4 protein-coding genes and 2 pseudogenes are annotated in these 5,027 nt (G+C 35.0%); all 6 read right to left on the reverse strand.

Going from position 1 to position 5,027, the window contains the following annotated elements:
* The coding region (locus QT76_RS07555; RefSeq protein WP_033617247.1) for a replication initiation protein at window positions 1-912 on the reverse strand (912 nt) is incomplete at its 3' end.
* Between the two features lie 713 nt (window positions 913-1,625).
* Complete coding sequence (locus QT76_RS08630) at window positions 1,626-1,757, reverse strand: hypothetical protein (protein WP_267864698.1); 132 nt, start codon at window positions 1,755-1,757, stop codon at window positions 1,626-1,628.
* Window positions 1,758-2,046: 289 nt separating this feature from the next.
* Window positions 2,047-2,226: pseudogene (locus QT76_RS08195) on the reverse strand (Fic family protein); the annotation flags it as partial.
* Window positions 2,227-2,278: 52 nt separating this feature from the next.
* Window positions 2,279-3,538, reverse strand: a complete 1,260-nt coding sequence (locus tag QT76_RS07560; RefSeq protein WP_033617248.1) for an RNA-guided endonuclease InsQ/TnpB family protein — start codon at window positions 3,536-3,538, stop codon at window positions 2,279-2,281.
* Entirely contained in the window at window positions 3,513-4,166 is a 654-nt protein-coding gene (locus QT76_RS07565; protein ID WP_033617249.1) for an IS607-like element IS607 family transposase, read from the reverse strand. The genes QT76_RS07560 and QT76_RS07565 overlap by 26 nt, the downstream gene beginning before the upstream one ends.
* A gap of 186 nt (window positions 4,167-4,352) precedes the next feature.
* Window positions 4,353-5,027, reverse strand: a pseudogene (locus QT76_RS08435) (replication initiation protein); the annotation flags it as partial.

Genomic DNA, 5,027 nt, shown 5'->3' on the forward strand with positions numbered 1-5,027 from the left:
TTCTTTTTTATAGCTCAAGTGTTCAAAAGGGTAGATTTTATGGAGTTCTTTGAGAGCTGGAGTTAAGACTTTTTGATCGATGTTTCGCATTTCATAATCTTTTGGAATGTCTAAAAGCTCTTTAAATTGAGACCATTCCACGCTTAAAATCCCTGTGCTTTTGTATTGCTTGAGCAAGCGATAGAGCGTTTTAGCGTATTTTCCCCTCACCCTTTGGAATTCTATGAGCTTGAAAGAAGTGTATTGCCCCATTCCTAGATTGTTAAGCAGATAGTTATAACCTGTGTTGAGCTGAATATCCATATACAAAAATTCTCTTGTTTCTTTATCGCTTACGATTTCACAAACTTGAAAAAGCATGTAATTTTTTTCAGAAACGCATTCTTTACCATTCACTATAATGTCTCTAACTTCCCAAAAATCAGCGGTTTTTATTTTATTCCACATGCTTCTAGCGGTTCTTGTAAGATTATCATAGGATATTTTAATGCCCAACATTCTCCTTAAATCTTGCGGTTCAAAACGAATGAGGGTATTCCCTTGATCTTTAAGCCTTTGGAAAATAGCGAACAAAAGATTGGCTTCCCTTTCGCTCAATTTCCCTAAATTAACCTTATTAGCGTTGTTGTGGTAGGTGGTATAGGTTTTATCTTTAGGGGCGCTAACCACTAAATCTTTGCATGGTGTGGGTTCTTCTTTTTCAAACTCATTTGGTGAATTTTTTGTAATTTCTTTGAATTTTTGACTAAAACCGCTCAAAATACTTGGAGTTATCTTGTCTATGTAAGTTTGTATCTTTTGTTTTTGTAGTTTAATTTGTGGGGTTTGTGGGAGCGTATCCAATTCTTCTAATAATTTTCGTAATTCCAGTTCTTGTTTTATAAGCTGTTCAAAATTCGTATTCATGGGCATTTAACCGCCTTTTAATGCTTATTTTTCAAAAGACGATATAATAACAGGAGTGAAACCCTTAAAAAGTCTTGGCGGACTTATAAGGGTTATTAAAACGCTAAGGTTTTAATATAGTGGCTGTGTTAAGATTACCACTAAAATCACTACTATCAAAAATGCTTTCATGGTGTGCCTCCTAACGGAGTGCCACCCACTACAAACTCCCAACCCACTAGCTTTTAAAGCTAATTGCTCCAAATTTGTTAACACTAGGATTAGCAACCATGTTATACCGCCTTAGGCTGTTATTATGTCTAAAAATTGTTAATATGGTAACTATTTTATAAAAGTTATCTTATTGTTGGCAAAAACCGCTCATATTATCGCAAAAACCTGCCTATTTTTCTTATTTTTAAGTAAAAAATGAGAGATTTTTTAGCTAAAGTAACAAGAAGTTCCCTTATCAGTAACAAGAAGTTCCCTTATCAGTAACAAGAAGTTCCCTTATCAGTAACAAGAAGTTCCCTTTTATTCATTTTCACCCAAAAATGAGAAATCCTACAGCTTCGTTATTTAGGGGGTTGCAACCCCCATTCCCTCACATGCGCGCGCGTTGTAAAAACATGTAAAAACAGCATGCTGTTTAAAACATGTAATAAAAACAACGCGCATGACGCGCTACATATTTTAGGATTTTAGTTTTAGTGGTTTTTTAGCCTGGTGCCAGGTTTGCGCTATCTTGTTTGATTTGCTAACGCAAAACAGCTACGGCTAACGCCTACGCTTTCAAACTGCGATGCGCTTTTATCCATGCTCGCTAACGCTTCGCTTGTTGGTGTTTGCTTGTCAGCAAACAATCGGTGCAAAACCGCTTATTTTGCTCGCTAACGCTCGCTTAGGCGGTTTTGTTTTGATTGGATAGCACTAGTTAGATGCACTTTTAGATGCTAAACTAGTGGGATTGGCTAAATGGTTAGCAACTAAAAGGGAAATGAAGTTTTTTGAAGTCAATTAGGTTGTTTGGATTTTTTAGCTGTTTTTTGCTATCTACAATCGCCTAAAACCAACGCAAAGCAAAAAACCGACTAATCCCATCGCCTACAAGCTAAAAAACGCTCAAAACGAAAGCACACAAACAAAAATAAGCGGTTTCACTCAAGAAAAGAAATAGCTAACCATTTCATTGAAATTGTCTTGACTTTGCAAAATGGTGTCTTTCAAGTATTTTGTATTGTCATATTCTCTAATGCCTCTGTAGTAAAAGGCTTTGTGTTCGTTTTCTATGATGAAAGGCATGATATTGTTTTTCAAACATTCTTTAAACATGACTAATCGCCGTTACTACAAACCTATAAAATCCTATGAAGAGCTATAAAATTCTCTTAATTTAGGATTTTTGTTGTATTCCTAGTTCAACCTTGCTAGTTGCTAAACGATTATTGGATAAGTCATTCAACAGAGCCGTCAAGTCCATAGGCGTAAATTCGGCAGTAACTCTACCTACTAAATGCTTTAAAAGATTGATAGCAGCGTTTATATCTCTATCTAATTCAAAGCCACACTCTAGGCATTGATAAATCCTATCTTTAAGTTTTAAATCTTGTTTAACCTTTTGACAATTAGAGCAAGTCTTAGAGCTTGGATAGTAAGTGTCAGCTCTTAGAATTTCTTTATTAGAGTATTTAGCTTTATATTCTAATAGCGTGTTAAACACAGACATAGAAACATCGCTTAAAGATTTAGCTAACCTGTGATTTTTAAACATGTTTTTAACTTTCAAACTCTCCAAACAAAACGAGTTTGAGTGTCTTATAAGAGAGCTTGTGAGCTTGTGTAAAAAATCAAGTCTGATGTTAGCGATTTTTTCATGCAAGTGGGTAAGCTTTTTAGAATGCTTTAAGTAATTATTAGATTTCTTGGTTTTATCCCCTTTGGTTTTTGGGTGGATTTTTTTACTCAGTTGTCTGCTAATTCTTACAAGCTTTCTAGTAAGCTTATCTAAGGGCTTAGGGGCATAGATATTTAAGCCATTAGACAAACTCACAAAGGATTTAATCCCTGTATCAATCCCTAGCTTATTATGATTTTCTTGGAGTTTATGGGTTCGCTTGTATTCACTCTCATCAATATCACAAGAGATTGAAACATAGAAATGATCGCCCTTTTGAGTGATGGTAGCGTTATGGATTTTGCCTTGAAATCTTAGTTTTTCAGTGAGTTTGATTGGAGGTAAGTTAGGTATTTTTAAATAATCAGTATTAGCTGTTTGAATGATTTTAATTTGGTCGCCCCCTATATAAAAAGAACCTTGAAACTCTCTTTTCTTTTTAAATTTAGGGTAACTCACTAAACCTTTTTTTAAATCTCTAAAAAACTTATTAAAGGCTAGATTCAAGTGGATAAAAGGCTGTTGGGTGGCGTATTTAGTTACTTCATAAACGAAATTAAATTGCGATTTTTTAAGAGCGTTAAATTCTTTTTTAAGCTGTAGATGGTTAGTTTTAATGCCTAGTTGGTAGTTTTCTTTCCATTTAGCTAATCCCCAATTATAAGCTAACCTAGCGCACCCAAAAGCTTTTTTAAAGTAAGTAATATGCTTGTTGTTAGGCTTTAAAGCTATTTTATGCGTGATTGAGATAGCTGACATTGTTAGTGATTACTTCTTGCATTTCATCTAAGAGCTTCTTGTTTTTCTTAGACCTAGAGCCATACAATCTAGCGCTAAAGACGGTTATAATCTCTAAAACATCTTTGGCTAATTCTTCTTCAAACCTCACATTCTCATCACCTTTGTTGATGATGATCACTTCTACTTCTTTAGCTTCACAAATACTGAATACCAATTCGGCTCCAAAGCGTAATAATCTGTCTTTATGCGTTAATACAAGGCGTTTGACTTGATTGTCTAAGATTAAGTTTAAAAGCTTGGTTAAGCCTTTTTTATAGTAATTCATGCCACTCCCTAAATCTTGTATCACTTCATAGTTAAAGCCGCATTTAGCACAATAAAGCTCTAAGACTTGAACTTGTCTGATTAAGTCATCTTGTTGGTCATGCGAGCTTACTCTAGCATAAGCTATTGTTTTTAATTCATCTTGATTAAAGACTACGCTTCTATTGATACGCCTTAAACTTTCTAACTTATAACGCCTTTCACCGCCTTTAGTGAGTTCATCAGGTTTTAACAAATCTTTTTTATCCCAATTGCGTAAGGTTTGGATAGTTACACCTAAAAGCTTACTCGCTTGACCGATGGATAGCATTCTTTTATTCATGCGAGCAGTATAACACAAAACTTAATAACCTATACAAAAATTATAGTGTTTTATAGCTCTTCATAGGATTTTATAGGTTTGTAGTAACGGAGTATGTCAAAAAACTTATTGATAAAAAATAAGCCCCCCAATGCCAGCTTTAGCTGGCGATAATATTAAGACTAGATCTATGCTCTAGTCCACCGATTACCTGTAGTGTTTCTTGAACCAATTTTTCAAATGTTTTTCATCTTTAGCGATGAAAGGTTTTAGAAGTTTGTCAGGCTTATCCACATCTTGGACTGAAACACAGATCCGGTTGTCATTCAGTTTCACAATCCTAGTGATTTTCAGGTAATTGTTAATCCCCTCAGGACATTGATCCACATTGAAGTTGGTGATGTGGATCGTTTTGCCTATGTATTCTGCAAATTCCTTAATAGGTTCGTTAGTGATGGGGTGGATTTTGGGTGGATCAATTTCTTCTAGCAAGTTGTCTTTTTTCAGGCTGTAGCCATTGACATATAGTAATTCCAAAGCGAATGTCTTGTTGGACACAAGGAATTTTTGAGAATTTTTGTTGGTTGAAACATGCAAAAACATTTGATTCTTTTCAAAAGTGGCGTTGTTAATCTGTAAAATAGTCCCATTGTTGTGCTTGAACTGATAACCAATCAAGGTTTTCAATTCAAGAAACCTAGCTTCCATAGTGGCTTTAGCGTTTCTTTTAGCGATTTGGTTATTGATGTCCCATGCTACAAGCTTAATATCCCTTTTAGCGCGTTGCTTGTCGGCTTGTTTTTGTTTCTTATTTTCGCCTTCAGGCAATTGTTCAAAATAAAAATCAATGTGGGTTACCTTACGCTTGTCATGGCTTTTGCG

The organism is Helicobacter pylori SA37A, assembly GCF_000476015.1.
GTDB classification, from domain to species: Bacteria; Campylobacterota; Campylobacteria; order Campylobacterales; family Helicobacteraceae; genus Helicobacter; species Helicobacter pylori_DB.